At 58.1% G+C, this 19623-nt stretch carries 15 protein-coding genes; 11 read left to right on the top strand and 4 right to left on the bottom strand.

Annotation, left to right across the window (positions count from 1 at the left end):
* Positions 1-227: 227 nt before the first annotated feature.
* The 9 genes from IC235_RS00530 to IC235_RS00490 all read left to right on the top strand — a co-directional run bounded on the left by IC235_RS00530 (position 228) and on the right by IC235_RS00490 (position 10234).
* Positions 228-2018: an OstA-like protein gene (locus IC235_RS00530; RefSeq protein ID WP_191003201.1), complete on the top strand. Its 1791-nt coding sequence runs from the start codon at positions 228-230 to the stop codon at positions 2016-2018.
* 104 nt (positions 2019-2122) lie between these two features.
* Positions 2123-2953 (top strand): outer membrane protein assembly factor BamD, encoded by an 831-nt coding sequence (locus IC235_RS00525; protein ID WP_191003200.1) that lies wholly within the window; start codon positions 2123-2125, stop codon positions 2951-2953.
* Between the two features lie 127 nt (positions 2954-3080).
* Positions 3081-3428, top strand: a complete 348-nt coding sequence (locus IC235_RS00520) for a DNA-directed RNA polymerase subunit omega (RefSeq protein WP_191003199.1) — start codon at positions 3081-3083, stop codon at positions 3426-3428.
* Positions 3429-3488: 60 nt separating this feature from the next.
* Entirely contained in the window at positions 3489-4088 is a 600-nt protein-coding gene (locus IC235_RS00515; RefSeq protein ID WP_191003198.1) for a flavoprotein, read from the top strand.
* A gap of 134 nt (positions 4089-4222) precedes the next feature.
* A complete protein-coding gene (locus IC235_RS00510) occupies positions 4223-4873 on the top strand; it encodes a phosphopantothenoylcysteine decarboxylase domain-containing protein (RefSeq protein ID WP_191003197.1) in 651 nt (216 codons plus the stop codon).
* Positions 4870-5790, top strand: coding sequence for a type IX secretion system protein PorD (porD, locus tag IC235_RS00505; RefSeq protein ID WP_191003196.1), 921 nt, complete (start codon positions 4870-4872; stop codon positions 5788-5790). Before IC235_RS00510 ends, porD begins: the two co-directional genes overlap by 4 nt.
* Positions 5791-5888: 98 nt before the next feature.
* The gene (recN, locus tag IC235_RS00500) at positions 5889-7559 is read left to right on the top strand and encodes a DNA repair protein RecN (RefSeq protein WP_191003195.1); all 1671 of its coding nucleotides are present in this window, start codon (positions 5889-5891) and stop codon (positions 7557-7559) included.
* Positions 7560-7937: 378 nt separating this feature from the next.
* Positions 7938-8762, top strand: a complete 825-nt coding sequence (locus IC235_RS00495) for an enoyl-ACP reductase FabI (protein WP_191003194.1) — start codon at positions 7938-7940, stop codon at positions 8760-8762.
* 725 nt (positions 8763-9487) lie between these two features.
* A complete protein-coding gene (locus IC235_RS00490; protein ID WP_191003193.1) occupies positions 9488-10234 on the top strand; it encodes an SDR family NAD(P)-dependent oxidoreductase in 747 nt (248 codons plus the stop codon).
* 168 nt (positions 10235-10402) lie between these two features.
* On the opposite strand, the gene IC235_RS00485 is transcribed toward IC235_RS00490, so the two are convergent.
* The gene (locus IC235_RS00485) at positions 10403-11113 is read right to left on the bottom strand and encodes a hypothetical protein (protein WP_191003192.1); all 711 of its coding nucleotides are present in this window, start codon (positions 11111-11113) and stop codon (positions 10403-10405) included.
* Positions 11114-11446: 333 nt separating this feature from the next.
* On the opposite strand from IC235_RS00485, the gene IC235_RS00480 reads away from it, so the two are divergent.
* Positions 11447-12199 carry an SDR family oxidoreductase gene (locus tag IC235_RS00480; RefSeq protein WP_191003191.1) on the top strand — a complete coding sequence of 251 codons (753 nt, stop codon included), beginning with the start codon at positions 11447-11449 and terminating at the stop codon, positions 12197-12199.
* A 470-nt stretch (positions 12200-12669) separates the two neighbouring features.
* On the opposite strand, the gene IC235_RS00475 is transcribed toward IC235_RS00480, so the two are convergent.
* Positions 12670-13506 (bottom strand): SDR family NAD(P)-dependent oxidoreductase, encoded by an 837-nt coding sequence (locus IC235_RS00475; protein WP_191003190.1) that lies wholly within the window; start codon positions 13504-13506, stop codon positions 12670-12672.
* 154 nt (positions 13507-13660) lie between these two features.
* On the opposite strand from IC235_RS00475, the gene IC235_RS00470 reads away from it, so the two are divergent.
* On the top strand, positions 13661-14290 hold the full coding sequence (locus tag IC235_RS00470) for a class I SAM-dependent DNA methyltransferase (RefSeq protein WP_191003189.1): 630 nt from the start codon (positions 13661-13663) through the stop codon (positions 14288-14290).
* 94 nt (positions 14291-14384) lie between these two features.
* On the opposite strand, the gene IC235_RS00465 is transcribed toward IC235_RS00470, so the two are convergent.
* Both IC235_RS00465 and IC235_RS00460 read right to left on the bottom strand, forming a co-directional pair.
* Positions 14385-15701: an ATP-binding protein gene (locus IC235_RS00465; RefSeq protein ID WP_191003188.1), complete on the bottom strand. Its 1317-nt coding sequence runs from the start codon at positions 15699-15701 to the stop codon at positions 14385-14387.
* 382 nt (positions 15702-16083) lie between these two features.
* Entirely contained in the window at positions 16084-19299 is a 3216-nt protein-coding gene (locus IC235_RS00460) for an eCIS core domain-containing protein (protein WP_191003187.1), read from the bottom strand.
* Between the last annotated feature and the right edge of the window lie 324 nt (positions 19300-19623).

The following is a 19623-nucleotide window of genomic DNA, read 5'->3' as shown; positions in this document are numbered from 1 at the left end:
CAGGGGGCGAAGATGCGGCTGACCCATGCCTGGAAATAAAGACAAGAAAAAGCTACTGCAGTTTCATTTTGCGCAGCATGACGGGCACTTCGTTCGAGCGTAACGCCCCAACCCATCGGGCCCGCAATAGCCAGTTTCCCAGCTGGGGGCAGCGAATGGGCCGGCCGCATGGCACTAGGCTGCAAAGATGCGCGTTAGCCCCGCCCGTCCGTACCTTTGACCACCGAATGCAGCTCTTCCGCGTCTTTTGTCTTCTGTTATTTCTGCTGCCGCTGCTGGGGCAGGCCCAGCGCCCGGCTTCGTCCGCTGCGGGCCAACCGGCCCCGGCCCAGCTTACGCCGACCGGCCCGCGCCCCACTGCTGCGACGCCGCCCAAGGTGAAAGGTACCCCCGTTAAGCTGCTGACCGCCGGCCAGTTGGTAGGGGGGGATTTCAACGGCGTAAAAATTCGCAAGCTGCTCGGCAACGTCAGCTTTCAGCAGGAGGACACGTTCTTGTACTGCGATTCGGCCTACCAGTACCTCGACCGCAACCAGGTGGAAGCCTTCAGCAACGTGCGCGTGCTGCAGAACGATACCATCACCATCACCGGCAACCACGGGTTTTACGACGGCAACCAGCGTACGGCCCGCATGACCGGCAACGTGGTCATGCGCGACCCGCGCATGACCCTCACCAGCCCCAGCCTGGACTACGACCTCAACCGCAAAACGGCCTTCTACACCGAAACCGGCCACCTCACCGACCCGAAAAATACCCTCGACAGCCAGCAGGGCTTCTACGATACTAATTCCAAGGTTTTCCTTTTCAAGGGCAACGTGCACCTGGTTACGCCCGACTCGGAGCTCAATAACGACACGCTGCGCTACAACACCATCAGCAAGATTGCCTATTTCAACGGCCCCACCCGCATTAAGGGCAAGCAGGGAAACCTGTATGCCGAAGTCGGCACGTACAATACCAATACGCGGGTTTCTAACTTCCAGAAAAACGCTAAAATCGACACTCCCAATTACTTGCTGGGCGGCGACCGGCTGGTGTACGACGAGGTCAAGCTTTACGGCGTAGCCAACGGGCACGTGAGCCTGATATCTAAAAAGGACAACCTGACTTTGCGGGGCGATATCGGGCGGTACTGGCGCGGGCTGGGCCGAACCAAGCTGTATGGGGGCCGGCCGGTGGTGCGCAACATCTCGCAGAAAGACACGCTCTACATGGCGGCCGACACCCTGGTAAGCGTCGAGGCCCGGCCCGGGCAGACCACCACCCGCACGGTGCTGTACGCCTACCCCAAAGTGCAGATTTTCCGGGGCAACCTGCAGGGAGTCTGCGATTCATTGACTTACGACCGGCAGGACAGCATCATTTACCTCAACCGCGACCCGGTGCTGTGGCAGGCTAAAAACCAGCTCACCGCCGACTCCATTCAGATTCGCTCGAAACGCGGCAAAGTCGACGAAGTGCGCCTCTACGCCAACGCTTTTGCCGTCAGCCAGGATACCCTGCTGAACTTCAACCAAACCAAGGGCCGCAACATGATGGCCTACTTCCGCGACAACAAGCTGCGGCGGGTGGATGTGCTGGGCAACGCCGAGAGCATCTTCTACGCCCTGGACCACGACACCGCCACCACGGGCATGAACCGGGTGCTGTCGGCCAACATGCGGCTGCTTTTCGTCGAGAGCAAGCTCAACAAGATAACGGTGCTCACCAACCCCGACGCCAGGTTTATCCCGCCCCATGAGCTCAAGCCCGACGACGAGCGTCTGAAAGGCTTCCGCTGGCGCGCGACGGAACGACCCACGCGCCGCCAGGTGTTGGGCAAGCAGTTCGACGACCGCCCCCCAAAGCGGAAAACTCCCCGAAAAAAGGCCCGGCCGGCCGCCCGGCGCCCGGGCAAGCCAAAACCATCACCCCAGAAACCGCCCACCCGGCCAACCCCACCCAAGCCGGCGCCGGCCCCCACCGCCGGGCTACCCGTTGTGCCGCCAGCCGCTATGCCGACGGGGCGGCGCTAGCTGCAACCTTTAGCTGTCAGTCGGTGCTCTTGTTGCCGGCGTGCCGGCCAGTGTTGGCACTGCGTTTGTCTTCGCCGCCTCAAATCGTTACCTTTGCCCCCCTTATGCCGATTTCCCGCCTCACGGTTCTGTTTCTGCTCGTTAGTACGCTCCTCCTGGGCTCCTGCGCCAGTGGTTACCAACGCTTGCTGAAAAGCACCGACGTTAATAAAAAGTACGAAGCCGCCATCAAATACTACGACAAAGGCGACTTCTTCCGGGCCGGTACCCTGCTCGAAGACCTGATTCCGCTGCTTAAAGGGCGACCCGAAGCTGAAAAAGCTCAGTTCTACTTCGCCAATACCAACTACAAGCAACGCAACTACGTGCTGAGCGCCTTCCACTTCAAGACCTTCGCCAGCACCTACCCCAACTCGCAATACGCCGAGGAAGCCTCGTTTTTGCACGCCAAATCGTTGTTTATGGACTCACCCAGCTTCGAGCTGGACCAGACCAACACGATATCGGCGCTCGAATCTATCCAGGACTTTCTGAACCGCTACCCGCAAAGCAAGTTCAAGGCGGAAACCGAGAACATGGCGCAAGAGCTCCAGAAGAAGCTGGAGAACAAAGCCTTTGAAAGCGCCAGATTGTACTACCAGCTGCGCTACAACCAAGCCGCCGTGGTGGCCCTGACTAACTTTCAGCAGCAGTTCCCGGCCTCGGCTTACGCCGAGCAAGCCGCCTTTCTGCGCCTGACGGCCCAGTACGCCTGGGCCCAGGAAAGCATAGAATCCAAGCAGCGCGAACGGTTTCAGGAAGCCGTGAGTTTCTACCAGCAGTTTATCGACGCCTATCCCCAAAGCAAGAACCTGAAAGCCGCGCAGGATATGTACGACGTCAGCCAGGCCCAGATTGCCAAGCTGAAGGCCACACCGACCGCGGCCGCTAATTAATTTTAATTGTTAGTTGTTAGTCACTAGTTGTTAGCGGCTGGTTATTGGCTATAAAACTGGCCGTTTACTCCGCAGCTAACAACTGATAACTAGCAACTAGCAACCGACAACTAAATCCCCCATATCCATGAAACTTAACCCCAACGCCGCGTCAAGCTCCATCATCACGCGCAACGTCGCCGATATCACCGGCGAAAACGGCAACGTGTACGAGGCCATTGCCGTGATTTCCAAGCGCGCCAACCAGCTGTCGGTAAAGCTCAAGGAAGAGTTGAACGACCGCCTGGCCGAGTTTGCTTCTACGGTCGACAACCTGGAGGAAGTATTTGAGAACCGCGAGCAAATCGAGGTTTCCAAGCAGTACGAGCGCATGCCCAAGCCCACCAGCCTCGCCATCGAAGAGTTTCTGCAGGGCAAAATCTACTACAGCACGCCCGAGCCGGAGGAGATTCCGGTGCCCCGCGAGCTGTTCTAATTTTTTTGGTGCGTAGTTGTTGGTGCTTGGTGCCTGGTTTTAGCGAAGTTTGCACGTAGTATGACTGAGCCAGGCACCAAGCACCAAGCACCAAGCACCAACCTATCTGGCCGCCGCATTTTGCTGGGCGTGAGCGCCAGCATCGCCGCCTACAAAGCGGCGATGCTCACGCGCCTACTCGTCAAGGCCGGCGCCGAGGTGCAGGTCATCCTCACGGAGGCCGCCGCTGCTTTTGTTACGCCCCTCACGCTGGGCACCCTCTCTAAAAAGCCCGTCCTGACGGGCTTTTTGCGTGATGCGGCGGCCGGCGAATGGCATAACCACGTGGAGCTGGGCTTGTGGGCCGATGCATTGATAATCGCGCCGGCCAGCGCCAACACCATCGGGCAACTAGCCAATGGCCTGTGTCCCAACTTGCTGTGTGCGGTTTACCTGTCGGCCCGCTGCCCCGTGTTGCTGGCGCCCGCCATGGATGTGGACATGTTCGCCCATCCCGCCGTGACGCAGAACCTGGCGCGGCTGCGCTCATTCGGCAACCACGTGCTCGACTCGCCCAGCGGCGAGCTGGCCAGCGGGCTCAGCGGCCCCGGCCGGATGCTGGAGCCGGAAGCCATTGTAGCCGAATTGGAACGGTATTTTGAATTAAAAATTAAAAATTAGGAATTAAAAATTAACTTTAGAAAAGGCAGCCTTCTTTTTAAGAAAATTACAGGTAACAGCCGAACTATTAAGCGTTAACTTCAAAATGTCCTGCTCATTTCTAATTTTTAATTCGTAATTTTTAATTGAAAACAGTGCGCGTTCTCCTGACTGCTGGCCCCACTTACGAGCCGCTTGATCCCGTCCGCTTCCTGGGCAACCGCTCGACTGGTAAGATGGGCTATGCGCTGGCCGAGGCTTTTGCCGTCGGGGGCGCGGAGGTAACGCTGGTGAGTGGGCCGAGTCAGTTGCCGGAGCCGGCCAGCCCCCGCATTCGTACCGTACGGGTGGAAACGGCGGCGGAGATGTTCGCGGCAGCAGCGGCCGTGGCGGCGACGGCCGACGTGTGGGTTTTCGCGGCCGCCGTGGCCGACTACCGGCCGGCGCGGGTGGCCCCGGAAAAAATAAAAAAGTCGGGCGAAACCCTCGTCCTGGAGCTGGTAAAGAACGTGGATATTGCCGCCACCCTCGGCCAAAGCAAGCGGCCTGAACAATTTGCCGTCGGTTTTGCGTTGGAGACAGAGAACGAGCTGGCTCACGCCCAGGATAAGCTGCACCGTAAACATTTCGACCTCATCGTCTTGAATTCGTTGCGCGACGCGGGCGCCGGTTTCGGCCACGACACCAACAAGGTGACCGTGCTGGATGCCGCGGGCCAAATCGTTAATTTTGAGTTGCAGTCCAAAGCCGACGTGGCCCGCGGACTGGTAAGCCTGATTCTGGCCCGTCTGACCCCATCCCCATGATGCGAAAAATCCTCGCGACCCTTTCCCTTTTCGGGCTGCTCTTCGCGGCTGGCTCCGCCCATGCCCAGGAGCTGCTGGCCGAAGTGCAGGTGACCACCCAAAACGTCACCATCACCGACCCAACCATCGTCACGCAGATGCAGAATGACATCCGCAACTTCCTCAACACCCGTTCCTGGACCACCCAGACTTACCGGCCCGAGGAACGCATCCGGCTGAAAGTATTCATAGGGATTACGGCTATTCCGCAGAGCGGCACCTACAACTCTACCATGCGGCTGATTTCAACACGCCCGGTGTACGGCACCGGCTACGATACTAACGTCATCAGCATCAACGACCGGAGCTTCAATTTTAACTATTCACCGCAAGCCCCCCTGGATTTCTCGCCCAACAGCTTCGTATCCAACCTCTCGTCGTTGCTGGGGTACTACGCCTACCTGGTGATTGGCATCGACCGCGATACTTTCTCCCGGCTTGGGGGCACGCCGTACTACGAGACGGCCCGCAACATCGTCAGCTACTCGGCCAACCAAACCCTGACCAATGAGGTCGACGAGGGCTGGCGCGGCACCGGCTCCCGCGAGCGCCACTTTCTGCTCGACAACATTACCGACCCGCAGCTGGAAGCGTTCCGCACGGGCCTGTACAGCTACTACCGCCAGGGCCTGGACCTGTTCATTGAGAAGCCCGACGAGGCCCGGGCATCGGTGATGGCCGCCCTGACGGGCATCCAGAAAGCGGCCCTTACCCGGCCCAGCACGTTGTTTGCCCGCGCCTTCTTCGATGCGAAGTCCGACGAAATTGCCAACATCTTCCGCACCAGCCAGGACGCGCAACAAAAGCAGCAGCTCGTGGCCTTGCTCACGGAAGTAGACCCGACGAATACGGCGAAATACCAGACCGTTTTGAAATAAATTAAAAGTGAAGAATAAAAATTAAAAATGACCAAGCGTTGGACTGATACATGCAACACGGTCTTTTTAATTCTTCATTTTTAGTTTTTAATTGAATTATGCTAGTCGATTTACGGATTAATAACTACGCGCTCATTGAGCAGCTGGAGCTACGCCCGTCGCCGCTTCTGAACATTATTACCGGCGAAACCGGGGCTGGCAAATCCATTATGCTGGGAGCAATTGGCCTGCTGCTCGGCAACCGGGCCGACTCGCGGATGCTCTTCGATACCGCGCGTAAATGCGTAATTGAGGGCCATTTCGACCTGGCCAACTACCAGTTGCAGGACATCTTTGAGGCCGAGGATTTGGATTACGACACGGACTGCATTCTGCGGCGCGAAATCAGCCCCAACGGCAAGTCGCGGGCCTTTGTGAACGACACACCCGTTACGCTGGATGCCCTGCGTAAAATCGGCGCCAACCTCATGGATATTCACTCGCAGCACGATACCTTGCTGCTGGGCGATGCCGTGTTTCAGCTCAACCTGCTGGACTTGTTTGCCGGGCTGGTGCCGCAGCGTACTCAGTACAGCAATGCTTTCCGGCAGTACCGCAAGCTGGAGGCCGACTTACAAGCCCTGGAAGCCCAAGCGGCGCAAGCCAGCAAGGAGCTGGACTACAACAGCTTCCTGCTGAACGAGCTCGAAGAGGCCCGCCTCGATACCGAAGACCAGGACGCCCTGGAGCAGGAAGTGAAGCAGCTGGAGCACGCTGAGGAAATCAAGTACAAGCTCAGCCAGGCCCTGCACGGGCTGCGCGACAGCGAAACCTGCGCCACGGGCAACCTGAAAGAAGCCATGATGCTGCTGGGCCAGGTGGCCAATTACGCCGACAACTTCCAGGAACTGCGCCAGCGCCTCGACAGCTGCCTGATTGAGCTGCACGACATTGCCGACGAGGTAGAAACCGCCGAGCGCCGTACCGAAGGCGACCCGGCCCGCGCCGAGGAGCTGCAAGACCGCCTCAACGTGCTCTATACCCTGCAGCGCAAGCACCAGGCCCGGAACCTGCCCGCGCTGCTGGCAATTCGCGACGAGCTGCGCCGGAAAGTAAGCTCCGTGTTAAATCTGGACAAGGAAATTGCTCGCCTGCGCAAGGACTCGGATGCGGCGCTGGCGGTCGTGACCAAGCAGGCCACTAAGCTCTCGGAGAGCCGTCGTAAGTCGTTCCCCACCTTTGAGAAGCAGCTGGGCTTATTGCTGGCCGACCTGGGCATGCCGCACGCCCGCATCGTCGTGCAGCACAGCACGGGGGCGCCCGCCACCAGCGGCATCGATGTGGTGAGCATCCTCTTTACCGCCAACAAAGGCGCCCAGCCCCAGACGCTGAGCAAAGCTGCCTCGGGTGGTGAGTTCTCGCGCCTGATGTTGTGTATCAAGTACATGCTGGCCGATAAAACGGCCCTGCCCACCATCGTCTTCGACGAAATCGACACCGGTATTTCCGGCGAGATTGCCGTGAAAGTGGGCCGGATGATGCAGCAGATGGCGCAGAAGCACCAGCTGGTGGCTATTTCGCACCTGCCGCAAATGGCGGCGGCCGGCGACGTCCACTACTTCGTGTACAAGGAAGACCGCGCCGACCGCACGGTGAGCCGCATCCGCGAGTTGAACCAGGACGACCGCATCAAGGAGATTGCCCACATGATTGCGGGGGCCAAGCCCAGCAAAAACGCCTTTCAGAGCGCGCGCGAATTGCTGGCGCTCCGCGGTGAGGTGACCGCGTAGCGCGTTTTATTAGGATGGACCGCGTGTTGTTCGTCTGCGAGGAAGCCGCGCCAAGGGCGTCAATCCTTCCGTTCTGAGCAAGCAGCTTAGAGCCGTTTTCGGTCAGTGTAGATAGCGCTTGGTTCCCCGCAGATGGGGCTTCGCACATGACCTCACGGCCGCGTCAGGTATACCGGCTCCGAAACTGCTCTCATAACGTGACCAGTCAATTCAGTTGAGCCCGCTAACTTGCCGGCGCAAATCCACTGTTGGGTTTGTCGCCTCGTCAGGGGGCGCGCTGGGGGCAGGATTAGCCACGCTGAGCTTCGTGTGTCGCATTCCGTTGGGCCCCCCTCGCGATACCCCGCGTTCATTCACTACTTACTTCCCCAAACCATCATGCCTAACAACCTTCTCGCTGGCAAAGTCGGCATCATCTCCGGCGCGCTTAACGACCAATCCATCGCCTGGAAAGTAGCCCAGAAAGCTCACGCTGAGGGAGCCCGCTTTGTGCTCACCAACGCGCCGCTGGCCATGCGGATGGGCGAAATCAACAAGCTGAGCGAGGAGTGCAACGCCCCGATTATCCCGGCCGATGCTACGTCGACCGAAGAGTTGGAGGCCTTGTTTTCGGGGGCGCAGGAGCAACTCGGGGGCAAGCTCGATTTCGTGTTACACAGCATCGGTATGAGCGCCAACATCCGCAAGAAAAAGCACTACGGAGAGCTTGATTACAAGTTTTTCCAGCAAACCATCGACGTGTCGGCCCTGTCGTTTCACAAGATGATGGCCGTGGCTGAGAAGCAGGACGCGCTCAACGAGTGGGGCAGCATTGTGGCCTTATCGTACATTGCCTCCCAACGCGCCTTCCTCGATTATACCGACATGACCCAGGCCAAAGCCATGCTCGAAAGCATTGCCCGCAGCTACGGCCAGCGCCTGGGCAAGCTGAAGAAAGTTCGCGTAAACACCATCTCGCAGTCGCCCACCAAAACCACGGCCGGCACCGGCATCACCGGCTTTGATGCCTTTTTCAACTTCGCCGATATGATGTCACCCCTGGGCAACGCCCCCGCCGAAGCCTGTGCGGACTACTGCATCGCCATGTTCTCCGACCTGACCCGCTACGTAACCATGCAAAACCTGATGCACGACGGCGGCTTCAGTACCACCGGCATCTCGGCCGAAGTAGTGGAGCTGCTGACAAAGTCGGCCGGCGAATAGTCCGCGTCAATACTTTTAAACTGTAAAAAAGCCTGGCCGAGTGGCCGGGCTTTTTTAATTAGAAATAGAAGTAACCTCTGGCCTGGCAGACACCACCTAATCCCAGAAATAAATATGACGGGCGCTGCTGGACAGCAAATAGTGGCGCCCCAAAGCCTGCCTGCCCATTAGCTCGGTTGACCTGCCGTTAGTGACACCACCAGGCAAGCATACCGCTGAGCGGACGCTAGAGATTAGGATAAGCTGTTGCACAAAACCTTACCCCAACTGGCCTACCATTGAGCGGCCGCTAGAGCAAGTAGGAATTCCTACGGCAGTATTGCAATTGCGCTATCCTTTCTCGTCAGGCTCCCCCTCTCCCCGGAGAGGGGGCTGGGGGTGAGGCTTCCGACTAAGGAAAGCCGCTAGGTCATTTGGGCGGCTGTGACGGAGAGGGTACTTTTACGACTTCCCTTCTTCCTTTAATCTCTCTACCAGAATAGAATGGCCGGTGAAATTGTCCGGGTTGTCCCACTGGCTAAACCGGCAACTAATGTGACGATGGCCATGCAGGAAGCCTGGCTTTAGCGCGTGTTTAGGTAATTCCAACGTGCTCTTAGCCTGACGCTCACCTTTATGCCTTGGTGCTTCCTGTTTGCAACTGCTTGCCGTTGACTTTCTCACTGCCAGAGAGAATACATGATGCGAGGCCCAATCCACGAACACTATCTACCATAATCTCTGCCATGAAAAAACTGGATAACAAAGTCGTCTTCATCACCGGCGGGGCCTCGGGCCTGGGCCGGGCCGCCGCCCTGGCCGCGGCCGAGGAAGGCGGCCAAGTTGTAATTGCCGACCTGCCGGATTCCGATTACCAAGCCACGCTCGACCAGCTCAAGGCGGCCGGTGCCGAAGGTTTTTTTATGCCGCTCGACGTCACGGATACAGCCAACGTGCAGCAGGCCATTGCCGCCACCGTCGAGAAGTTTGGTCGCCTTGATGTGGCGCTAAACAACGCGGGCATCGGCGAGGCCAGTGTTAGCTTTCTGGACACTAGCGAAGCATCGTTTCAGCGCGTCATCAACGTCAACCTGATTGGTGTGTTCACTTGCATGAAGTACGAGCTGGCCCAGTTCGTGCGGCAGGGTGGGGGGGTAATCGTGAACATGTCGTCGCTGGCCGGGCTGCGGGGTGCCCCAGGCCTGTGCGGGTACGCGGCCGCCAAGCACGGCGTGCTGGGCCTCACCAAAACAGCTGCCCTGGAGTTTGCCCGCCACAACGTTCGGGTAAACGCCCTCTGCCCGTACTACATCGACACGCCGCTGCTTAAGCACATCAACCCCAACCAGCGCCAGCTGTTGGTTGCCAGCAGCCCCATGAAACGCCTCGGCCGGGCGGAGGAAGTAGCCAAGGCATTCATCCACCTGGCTTCGGACGACTCGAGCTACACCAACGGTACCCAGATCGTTATTGACAGCGGCGTGACGGCGTAGGTGCCGTTTTGGCAGCCCTGGTTTGTGCCCGATTGTTGACCGACCCGGAGCTAAAGGTAGCCCGCGACCTTGCGTTACTCGTGAACTTCACCCTCAGCCCAAACCGGGCTTACTTTGCGCCTGTGCTTGGTTAAGATGTGACCTTTTGGCCGTACCTGTCATCACCATTTACTCCACCGGCTGGAAATGGACCTTGATTTCATCATAATACAAGGTGGTGTTGGCTTCAAAGCCGGAGTCGGTGCCTACAATTAGCCATAGCTTGCCAGCTCCATCGGCGGTTACCCGCATAGGATTGGCTCGATTAGTCCGGGTAATGCGTTCATAGACGAAGTCATTGGCTTCAATACCGACCGTTCCCAGCATCTGCATGTCTCGCCCGGGTTGAGATTGGTTACTCTTGTCAATATTCATCAACCAGAAGCCCTGTCCATTTAGTACTGGATTGGGTTCCACTTGGCTCGCTCCCGCTTTCAAATAAACGCTTCCACCGGGGCTCCCCCCGACACCAATCGAGTGCTGTGGATATTGTGAGGCTAAGATCAGATCAAAAGTCAACTGGTAGGTTTGATTGGGTTGCAATCCGGAGAATTGCTTTTTCAAGAACATAAATAAGTCGTCACTGTGATTGGTGCCACTAATGCGAAAGGAATAGGTCCTGGGACTGAGGTTGGCCGGCACTAAGCTATGAGTAGCTTGCAGTTCATACTGCTCTCTGGATGCCTCTGGATAATCGGCAAAACCAGCTTGCCAGCCCTCCAAACCTGATTCAAAGGTAAAATCACCGGATATGGCAATGGCCGGGGCAACATCCTTAGACTTACAGGCATTGAATAGAGCCAGCAACCCCATCATGGGAACCCATCTATTTTTTTTCATCGATCATTACAGAGAAAGAGCGGCACAAAAACAAGTATCCAAAGTGGCGAATCAGCCTATGCTGCCACGTTCGGATGACCGTTCAAGTAGCGCAATGGTTGCACCTTCTGTATAGGCTAGGCTTGTTTTAAGCTAGGGTATTGATTAATAGAGCTCTGTATTTATTTATGCCAGATATTACGCTGCACTTAACAGGGCGCGCTACAGCCGTTCAGCGGTTGTAGCAGCGCCTTTCTTAACTGGTTTCCCTTCCACCTGAGAGGGGGCCGTTGCAGCAGGGGGTCCGTGATGCCCCTGCTGCAACGGCCCCGTATCTATTCTACTACCATTACCATGACTACCCGCCAAAACGTTCTCATCACTGGTGCCAGCTCGGGCTTGGGCGAAGGCATGGCCCGGGAATACGCCAAAATGGGCCGCAATCTCGCCCTCTGCGCTCGCCGCACCGACCGCCTCGAGGCACTCCGGCAGGAGTTGGTAGCGGCCTACCCGAGCATCAAGGTATTCGTGCGGGCCCTGGATGTTAATAATCACGACCAGGTGTTCGAGGTATTTCGCGCTTTCAAAGCTGACCTGGGCACCATCGACCGCATCATCGTGAATGCCGGCATGGGCAAGGGGGCCTCCCTGGGTACCGGCTACTTCTACGCCAACGTGCAGACGGCCCAAACCAATTTCGTCGCCGCGCTGGCGCAGTGCGAGGCGGCACTCGAGGTTTTCCGTGCGCAGAACGCGGGCCACTTGGTCACGGTTTCGTCGGTAGCGGCCATGCGCGGCATGCCGCGCGCCCAAACCACTTACGCCGCTACCAAGGCCGGCCTCTCGGCTCTCACGGAAGGTATCCGGGCTGATCTGCTGAACTCACCCATCAAAGTCAGTATCATGTACCCCGGCTACATCCGCTCCGAAATCAACGCCAAGGTGAAGAGCACACCCTACATGGTCGACACCGCAACCGGTTGCCGGGCCCTCGTCAGGGCCATTGAGCGCGAGCCCGTGCGGGCCTTCGTGCCGGGTTGGCCCTGGGGCCTGATTGCCCGCGCCATGAAGTGGCTGCCGCTGCCCTGGGTTCAGAAACTGTTGTAGGCGGCCGGAGTTACCAAGGGTAAGAAAAGTCAGGCTAGGGGCCCCTTACTAGATCTACTTATCATTTTTCTCGCTTTCGACGCAGAGCCGAGGTTTCGAGCTTGCAACTGGCGGACATACTCAAGTAACGCTCAGCGTCGCAGCCGGCCGATTCGACTTCGGAGCAATGCCCGGTTCCCGCTTCACCAGGACTCACTAGGAATTAGGAATGTGTGAAGGGAACCCAGTCACCGGGTTAAAAGACGGTCATGCGGAGCGGAGCAATTCGTCCACTGTGTCAGGCTGCCCTCTCTGTTGGCTTCGCGGCTCTAGCGAACTGGAGCCCGCCCTACCGGGTACGACTCCGGAGGGGGCAAGTGAGGTGTCAGGAGGCGAACGAGTTGCTCCGCTCCGCATGACCGTCGGTTGTATCCAGGTGTAGCGCCTATTTCCCAGCCGTGGGGGTGGGGCTTTTCTTGCGGGGCGTTGATTTACCGCCTCAAATAAGTTTCCTGCTCCTGATGGGCGCTTTCGTCACCATCCACGGGCTCACCCATCTTGTGCAGGCCGGCGGCTACCAACCGGTCGGGTATCACGTTGCTGAGCCCCACCTGCACCTTGTTCATGAAGCCGGAAATAACTTTGTCTTTGCCCGCGAGCAGGGCAGCGTAGCCGTCGCGAGCTACTTTAGCGGGGTCCGCTTTCGTGCCGCTGGCCACCAGCTTCGACCGTTCCATATCGGCTTTGCGGAAGAAGTCAGTATCCGTCACACCCGGCTCCAGGGCCGTGATTTTAACGTTGGTGTCCTTAACTTCCTCCCGAATGGCGGCGGTGAAGGAGGTAACAAAGGCCTTGGTGCCGTGGTACACCGCTTGCAGCGGGCCCGGCAGCTCACCCCCGATGCTGGATACCTGCAGAATCATGCCGTCGTTGCGAGCCACCATGTCCTGCAGAAAGAGCTTGCTGAAAACTACGTAGGTCGCGATGTTAAGCTGGATAATGTCGAGCTCGCGGTGGATATCAGTGGTGGTGAACTTGCCGTACTGGCCCTGCCCGGCGTTGTTCACCAGCGCATCAATGCGAATGCCACGGTCCCGGACTTCGTCATAAACTTCGAACGGCGCATCCGGCCGAAACAGGTCTTTGACCAGCGGCAGCACCTGGACGCCATAATCCTGGCGCAGCTCGGCCGCGGTCTGGTGTAGCGCCTGTTCGTCGCGGGCCACGATAACGAGGTTGTAGTGGTCTTGCGCGAAGCAATTAGCCAGTTCGCGGCCAATGCCACTGGTCGCGCCCGTGATGAGGGCGGCTTTGGGATGGTTTGCCATGAGTGTAGAAAGGTTAGGATAAGGTAATCCTAACGCGGGGAGTCTTGGTGTGGTTATGGTTTATTCGCAGGCTTAAATGCACTATGAAGTCGCGGCCAGCCTTAAATTGCCCCAGCGCTGGCGAGTTGGCCGGCGGGTTCTCCTTTGCCTGGCCATGAACATCCAAGCCGCCTACAACACCTGGGCCGAAACCTACGACGCCGTCCTCAACCAAACGCGCGACGTGGAAGCCACGGCCATTCGAGAAATGCTGGCAAATATTGCCTGCCCCGAAGCAATTGAAATCGGCTGCGGAACGGGCAAAAACACCGAGTGGCTGGCCACCAAAGCCACGCATCTAACGGCAGTAGATTTCTCGGCCGAGATGCTGGCCCAGGCGCAAGCCAAGGCCACCAGCCGCAACATCAGCTTCCAGCGGGCCGATATTACCCAGGAGTGGCGCTTCGTAAACCGCCCCGCCGACCTCATCACCTGTAGCCTGGTGCTGGAGCACGTCTCGAATCTGAGCTTCGTCTTTCAGCAGGCAAGCCGCACGCTGCAGCCCGCGGGCTTGTTCTACATTGGCGAGCTCCACCCCTTCAAACAGTACCAGGGCAGCAAGGCCCGGTTCGACAACGGCCACGGAATAGTCGAGCTCGAATGTTTTACGCATCACGTATCCGAATACGTGGCCTTGGCCAAAAGCCATGACTTTGAATGCCTGGAGCTACGGGAGTGGTTCGATGATGATAACTTGGCAGGCGTGCCCCGCATCATCAGCTTTCTTTTCAGAAAAAGCAGTTGAGTTGACTCGGGCCGCACCTTGGCGGTGAGCCGCGGTGGCAGTCACCAACTAACCAACCCCGATCCAGCTATCGATTCTAGGCGGCTGAGCCAGCCTATTTACCTTCCTTGATAAACTCTCGGTGAATGCCGCTCTCCACTCGTTGCAGCGTCAACTCTCGGGAGTCGTCGGCCAGCAGCTCGATGGCGCAGTAGTGCGCCACGTTCAGAATGCCCGCCCCGGTGAGCTCGTAGCGGGCGGCCACTTGCTGCCAGTCTACGTCATCGGCAATGGTAAGCTGCGGGGGAAAGGCTTTCTGCCAGATTTCGCGCCGCTCCTCGGGCCGGGGCAGGGGGAAGTGGATGATGGACTGAAAGCGTCGGGTGAAGGCTTCGTCGATGTTGGCGCGTTGGTTCGACGCCAGAATAACGACCCCGTTGTAGCCCTCGATGCGCTGCAACAGGTAGGCTACTTCCTGGTTGGCGTACTTGTCGTGGGCGTCGCGGATGCCGGTTCGCTTCCCAAACAAAGCGTCGGCCTCGTCGAAAAACAGGATCCAGTTCTTGTTTTCGGCCTTGTCGAAGAGCCGCGACAGGTTTTTCTCGGTTTCGCCGATGTATTTAGACACCACCCGGGAAAGGTCGATGCGGAAGACCTCCTTGCCGGTGTGCTTGCCCAGTAGGGTGGCCGTGAGGGTTTTGCCCGTGCCGGGCGGGCCGTAGAACAACGCCCGATAGCCGGCTTTTATCCGCTTCTTCATGCCCCAGTCCATCCGCAGCGTGTTGCTGTGTGCAATCCAGTGCTCAATTTCGTGAATGTGGTGCAGGGTGCCGGGGTGCAGTACCAGGTCGGCCCATTCCATGTCCGTCTCGATATGCTCGGCCGGAAAGTCGGTGCTGAAGCGGGGCTTGCCGACAGTGCCAGTGGTGAGCTGCTCGACCACTTCGGGGTCGAGGATTAGGCGGGCGCTCAGGCGGGGCTCGCCTTCGCGCACGGGTTCGAGCCAGAGCAGGTGCTTTTGCGCGAACCAGTGCTCGCTGCCCAAAAGCTGCTGCACCTCGAGCCGCTTTTCCAGGTCGTTGCCGGCTAGCACGAACTGGGCCGTTTCGCCGGTGGGCAGAATGCCCCGGTGGTGGATTCCTTTCACGCCGCCAAACTCGGGGAGGTCGCCGCCTTCGGGCAGGTGCTTGGTGATAAGCTCGGTGAAGAAATCCGGGTGAACGTGGGGAGCCAGGGCCAGCATCAGCAGAATGTATTCCTCGAAGGAGGGTTGGTGCCGTTGCAGAAAGCGGGCGAAAGGCGAATCGTCCTGGTAATAGGCCGTGTCGTTTACGGCTATTTCCGGCTCCCGTCCGGCGTGCACCGACAGCCGCGCGGCGATGACGGATTGGAGGTAGGCTAGGGCGGCGGAGAGATTGGCGGCGTTGGTCATGGCGTTGAGCTCGGAAAAGGATTAGGCAAACAAGTGGTGCCCGCATCGTAGGTTCTGGTAACTATTCCCGCTTGGACGGCTTCGTTGCTCTTTCGTCTCAGGCCTTACTATTTATTGGTAACGTGAATTACGGACTAATAAGGAGAAGATGCAAAAGACATAAATGCCCAAGAATAAAGTAGCGAACAACACGCCAAAACTTATTCGTACCCATTATGCGAATTTGAATCAATCAGAGATGGGCACGATCATGACTGTTTACTATTCATCGGATCACAAGTGCTTTGAATATCACTTCCGGCAAGCAACCCAAAAGAGTAACGGAGCTATTTTACGAAAATTTTCATAGTAATGAACGGCTTCAAAAAGTTTAGGACCAAAACTATTTACTCTTACGAATACCAGTTGTAATGCGCCCTCCGTTCCAAATTCTTACATTCCATCCTCCATTTCGGAGTCTTCGGATCGCGGCCAATGAGTTTTCTGTTTGCAGCCCCTCTGTTCCTTGGTACAGCGTATTATAATAGAGTGCAAACCTGGTTTGCAGATAGTTCCTTCTAAGCTCAATAAGTTGAGGAGTGCAAATCTGTAGACAAGGACTTTGGCTGACTAATATCTCAACTTTTTTTGGGATAATGCCAAAGGCAGTTTGCTGATTAATTAGCTGGGTTGCTAAAGCTATAATGCCTTCTTCAGCATGTCTTCCATCTCTATTCCGAAAATTCCCCCGGACTGTATCATCAATGGCTATAACAGCAGTAACAGCTCCATAATCAGGAAGAGGAAGTTGGTTTGCAACCACATATGCTAGAATTGTCTCTGGGCTTGCTGATCCCACAATCGTAGCAATTTGTTCTGATTGTACTCGTAGTTCAAGCGAACGGAGACCGCGTTGTCCATAAGTTGCCATCAAATTGTCAAACAAGCCAGCTACTGAGCTGGAATTTACCTCTTCGGGGCCAGCCTGAATCTCCTGTTTAACTCGCTGCATTATGTCTTCTGAAGAGGCAGCAGATTCAGGTTCAGCATCACTGACGCTTTCCGAGCTGGGGTTAATTCTCCCGCGTACCCACCATCTTCCTCTCTGTTCAAATGGCTCCAAAGTTGTGAACCCATATCTTACCTTTATCGTCCCTAGTAGCGGAGCGAGTACGGCTGCCCCTACCCGTCTCCCGCCAAAGCGATTCACTGCTCCCAAAGCCGCCTGCATGCCAAGTCGCAGCCGCTCATTCGGGTCTTGCGGCACACCTGCCTGCACCACCCCGCGGACCAACCGCCTCGCCTGCGCCACAATCCAATCGACCACCCGGTCTATGGCGTTATTAACGGGCTGCTGGATGCGCCGTATGACACCTTGCACTTGCTCCGAAATGCCCCCCAGGCCGATCAGGCGGGCAAATAAACTGATGACTACCGGCACCAGGCGGGCCATGGTCTGCTCCACCGCGTTGGCCGCCGGGCCAATGGAACCCGCCGCAATGGCACTCATGGAATTCACCACCGACTCCGCTACGGCCCCAATCTGCCGCATCCGCTCCACGAAGAACATGATGGTGTTGTAGATGGCAATAATGGCTTGAATGACGGCACCTGCCGGGTTGAGCATAGAAGCGATGCGCGTCACGGCCTGCGTCACGATGGTCGTCTGCACCCACGACCGGATTTGCCCGAACAACATTTCCCGCAGGTTGCCCAGGTGCTGCATTAACTCGCGCCATGCGGCGGCGGGTCCTTCGCGCACCAGGGTCATCACCAGGCTAAAGGTCGTTTCCAGTACTGCTACCGTGCGTTCGCCCAGCACCCGCACTAGCCGGCCGCGGACGTTCTGCCAGGTCAGGCCCAGCACCTGTAGCACCAGCGAGAGAATACCCCGGAAATTCCACTGGGCCGGTAGGGTTAGGCCCGCTAAGGCACCCGTGAGCCAACCCACCAAGCCGGCCCGCAGGTGCGTGAGGATGTTACCGGAGAACCGGCGGAACCCCTGCACGCCCGCCCGCACCAGGTTGCCCACGAAGCCTACCGGGTTCCGCAGGATCTGCTGGAAAGCTGCCCCCGCCCGACGGACAAATGGCATCGCGCCCGGTGCTACCACCGAGAACAGGATTTCCAACAGGCTAATGACCTGGTTAACCGCCCAACTGAAGAATTCAGTGGCAATGTTGGCGAAACTGCTTCCCACCCGGGTAAAGGCCCCCGCCACCGTAACCACCTCCGCTAAAGTGAGGGAAGTAAGGGTATTGACAATCCGTTGGGGAATGGACCGGGCAAAGGCGAGCAAACCCGCCAGGGCGCCTTGGAACCAAGCCCAGGCCCGGGCCACGGCGTGGCCTCTTTTGAGGTTCTCCCAGACTTCCTCCTGTCCGATTAGTCTCATAAAGCCGCCCAGCAGCGTATCGGGGCTGCGGGGTACGGGCTCGCTCGTAATCGGGTCTTGCCCTAGCAGGGCTTTGAGCAGGTCGTAACCACGGGTGCCCTGCGCCAGGGCCGCCAGGGGGCGCATAATGGCAGCTTTCACCAGTCCGAGCAACCCGCTGACGGCGCTTAGCCCGAAGGACATGAGCCGGGCAATGGGGGGCAGAAAGATATTTCGGGCCCGGTTCCACACCCCGCCCAGGTTGAGGATTTCCCGCCAACCCAGGGAATCCATAAACTGCCGGAATCCGGCTACAATGTCGCGGCCAATATCGCCGAGGGTGGCAAGCTGTGCTTCCACCCAGGCCCCCGCCCGGCTAAACACGCCGTGGTTATCGAGGGCCTGGGTGATGAGGTGGCCGCCGGGCATTACCTCAATCAAGGCCCGCAGCAGGTTGGCCGCGTTCCGGTCGGTCGAGCGCCGGTTGATGGGGTTGAAGCCCAAGACGATAGTCAGCAAGCGGAAGCCGGGAATGTGGTAGGCTTGCTCGGCGAAATAGTCCAGGGCATCTTGCACACCCAAGCGCTGGATGGGCGGTGGAGTGGCCGTGGTGCTCACCTGCGGGCTGCGCTGAATGGCGTGGCCTTGTTGAATGGTGTGGGTCAGCTCGTGGGCCAGCAGCTGCTTGCCCTCATTGGTGGCGGGCTGGTACTGGTTGCGGGCGAAGAAGACGTGGTTCTGGTAGGTGAAGGCGCGTGCGCTCAGCTGGTTGCTCAGGCTGGCCGCTTCCGCGTCGTGATGGATGCGCACCTGGCTGAAATCGGCCCCGAAGCGCGGCTCCATGTAACGGCGCACGTCGGCCGATAAGGGGTGCCCGCCCGTGGTTTTTTGCCGGATAGCCGCCTGCGTGCCGGCCCCCACGGCGGGGGTGCCGGTACCTGCTTCACGCTGCAGTTTGTCGTCCTCTTTTTTCTGCAGCTTGTCGTCAGGCCGCCGCTGGAGTCTCTCGTTCGAGGCCGCGGGGGCGGGCATGCGCATGATCTTGTCGGCCATGCGGTCGGCCTCCTGCTCGAACTTATCGCCGGGCTGGTTGACCGTCAGCTTTGTCTGAATGGGCGGGGCGGCCGACGCTGGCTCGAAGAAACGGCCCGCACCACCACCGGCCTTGGCAAAGAAGGGCGGGCTCGGCGTCCGGGCGGCGGGCGTCGAGGTGGTGGTGGACGACTTTTCGGCACTGGCTTTCATGACAGACCAACTTCGGGAGGTACAAGGCGAACGGGTTCGGGCAAGGCATCAGCATCAGCTCCATTCCACCCGGAGCAGGGCTTTGGCTTCGTCGATCTTTCGTTTCAATGAATTGATTCGCTCCGCTGGGACCAATAAAGTCGGCGCAGAAGCCGTGGGTGTTTCGGAAGCGGGGCTGTAGATTAGGCATTAGGCCGGGCTTGCTGTCGGGGTTAAAAAGACCGAAGTTGTCCTGGTATTTGGTGCGGTAGCTGATAACAAACTCTCCTTTCGCCACATTGATTCAGGTGTCGTAGTAAATCGTTATTCCATTGGGCAAGGTGC

This window comes from Hymenobacter montanus, assembly GCF_014699115.1.
Lineage (GTDB): Bacteria > Bacteroidota > Bacteroidia > Cytophagales > Hymenobacteraceae > Hymenobacter > Hymenobacter montanus.
This window is presented reverse-complemented; position numbering and strand designations above follow the sequence as displayed.

Excerpts from the sequence above, each read along its gene's own strand:
- IC235_RS00470 (WP_191003189.1), top strand. The coding sequence starts at position 13,661 with ATGAACATCCAAGCCGCCTACAACACCTGGGCCGAAACCTACGACGCC.
- IC235_RS00465 (WP_191003188.1), bottom strand. The coding sequence starts at position 15,701 with ATGACCAACGCCGCCAATCTCTCCGCCGCCCTAGCCTACCTCCAATCC.
- IC235_RS00485 (WP_191003192.1), bottom strand. The coding sequence starts at position 11,113 with ATGAAAAAAAATAGATGGGTTCCCATGATGGGGTTGCTGGCTCTATTC.
- IC235_RS00530 (WP_191003201.1), top strand. The coding sequence starts at position 228 with ATGCAGCTCTTCCGCGTCTTTTGTCTTCTGTTATTTCTGCTGCCGCTG.
- IC235_RS00495 (WP_191003194.1), top strand. The coding sequence starts at position 7,938 with ATGCCTAACAACCTTCTCGCTGGCAAAGTCGGCATCATCTCCGGCGCG.
- IC235_RS00475 (WP_191003190.1), bottom strand. The coding sequence starts at position 13,506 with ATGGCAAACCATCCCAAAGCCGCCCTCATCACGGGCGCGACCAGTGGC.
- IC235_RS00490 (WP_191003193.1), top strand. The coding sequence starts at position 9,488 with ATGAAAAAACTGGATAACAAAGTCGTCTTCATCACCGGCGGGGCCTCG.
- IC235_RS00525 (WP_191003200.1), top strand. The coding sequence starts at position 2,123 with ATGCCGATTTCCCGCCTCACGGTTCTGTTTCTGCTCGTTAGTACGCTC.
- IC235_RS00460 (WP_191003187.1), bottom strand. The coding sequence starts at position 19,299 with ATGAAAGCCAGTGCCGAAAAGTCGTCCACCACCACCTCGACGCCCGCC.
- IC235_RS00480 (WP_191003191.1), top strand. The coding sequence starts at position 11,447 with ATGACTACCCGCCAAAACGTTCTCATCACTGGTGCCAGCTCGGGCTTG.
- IC235_RS00520 (WP_191003199.1), top strand. The coding sequence starts at position 3,081 with ATGAAACTTAACCCCAACGCCGCGTCAAGCTCCATCATCACGCGCAAC.
- porD (WP_191003196.1), top strand. The coding sequence starts at position 4,870 with ATGATGCGAAAAATCCTCGCGACCCTTTCCCTTTTCGGGCTGCTCTTC.
- recN (WP_191003195.1), top strand. The coding sequence starts at position 5,889 with ATGCTAGTCGATTTACGGATTAATAACTACGCGCTCATTGAGCAGCTG.
- IC235_RS00515 (WP_191003198.1), top strand. The coding sequence starts at position 3,489 with ATGACTGAGCCAGGCACCAAGCACCAAGCACCAAGCACCAACCTATCT.